The sequence below is a fragment of the Terrisporobacter sp. genome, assembly GCF_017888745.1.
GTDB lineage: Bacteria > Bacillota > Clostridia > Peptostreptococcales > Peptostreptococcaceae > Terrisporobacter.
On record NZ_JAGHFM010000385.1, the window covers coordinates 1 to 1,827 of the forward strand.

At 29.9% G+C, this 1,827-nt stretch carries 1 protein-coding gene; it reads right to left on the bottom strand.

The features are described from left to right. Positions 1-275: 275 nt before the first annotated feature. A complete protein-coding gene (locus tag J7G74_RS16285) occupies positions 276-1,634 on the bottom strand; it encodes a uracil-xanthine permease family protein (protein ID WP_297137331.1) in 1,359 nt (452 codons plus the stop codon). Between the last annotated feature and the right edge of the window lie 193 nt (positions 1,635-1,827).

Here is a 1,827-nt window from a genome sequence, read left to right on the forward strand (position 1 = left end):
AAGTGACTGAGGTTGCACTAATTCCATTAGTGTAAACATAATACGTCCTCCCATAAAGTATATTTTGTCATTTTTTATAACATTTTTTAATCTATAATAGAATATCATAATTAGATATTTCAATTATCATATAAATTTTTTTAGATATATTTTTTTATTTTGATAAAATATATCTCTTTACTTTATAAAATGCATGCATTAAAACACTATATAAGTGGTTTAACACATGCATATTTTTTAATTTGTTATATTTAAGATAAATATTTGATTTGTTTTTAAGCTTCAGCTAAATTCTCTGAACATGTATCATTGTTACATAAGTCAATATTTTCTGATATAGCCTCTTCTTTAGGTAAAACTATATTAAGTATTAATGCTATTATAGCAGGTAATACAGTCTTAGATTCACCAAATATTAATTGAATAGATTCTGGGAAAGAATCAAAGAATCCAGGGACATAAGATACTCCAAGTCCAAGACCTAATGATACTGCAATTACCATAGCATTTCTTTCTGTTAATGGCTCACTAGTTATTAGTCTTATACCACTTACAACTATCATAGAAAACATAACTATTGAAGCTCCTCCAAGTACACTAGGTGGCATTAAAGATATAAGTGCTCCTACTTTAGGGAATATTCCAGCTAATATTAAAACAAATCCCCCTGTTGCAACGACAAATCTATTAACTATTTTTGTCATAGATATTATTCCTACATTTTGACCAAAAGAAGTGTTAGGTAACACGTTAAATATGGCAGCTATAAAACTACCTAAACCATCGGCAATTACTCCACCTATTATTTCTTTTTCACTAGCGTCACGACCAAGTCCAGAGCTTGCTATTGCTGTTATATTTCCTATAGTTTCTACAGTTGAAACAAGATACACAAATATCATAGCTATAATTGCATCTAGATGGAATGATATTCCTAATTTAAATGGTACTGGCACAGATAAAAGCGGTGCTTGTGATAAAGAAGAAAAATCTATTTTACCCATAGGTATAGCTACTATATACCCAACTACTAATCCAATAAGAATTGATGATATACTAAGCATTCCTTTAGTATATTGTTTGAAAAATATAACTGTAATTAGTACAATTGTACCTAATAATAAATTTGATGGTGAAGCAAAATCAACTGCTCCTTCTCCCCCAGCAAAATAAGTAACCCCTGTTGGCAAAAGTGCAATGCCCATAGTTAATACTACTATTCCTGTAACTACTGGTGGGAAATACTGTCTTATACGCTTAAGTATAAGTCCACCTAACAAGATTTCAGAAACTGCACCCACTAAACAAGCTCCTAGTAATCCATCTATACCATATTTCACACCTATGGCTATAGCTGCTGGCACAAAACCAAAACTCGTCCCCATTACTATAGGAAGCTTTGCTCCTACTGGACCAATTGGATAACATTGTAATAATGTTACTATTCCCGATACAAACATTGCACATTGAATCAATAATGCTTGAGTTTGCCCATCTAAATTTAGCACATTTGAAATTATTATAAGTGGTGCAACGTTCCCCACAAACATAGCTAATACATGTTGTAATCCCAGTGGTATTGCTTCACTTAATTTCGGTCTCCCATCTAACTGGTAAATAACTTTTGTATTCATAAAATTCTCCCTTAATAATAACTATATTCTTTATTTTTATATTATAGTTCGTTTTTTTTCTCTTCAATTATATATGTATAACCATTTTTTTACAACAGTTTTCCGAACTTTTTTTATTTTTTCTTTCTTTTTATACGTTATTATTTATGTATTTATTAGTTTTATTTTTGAAATATTAATATAGTCAAAATAG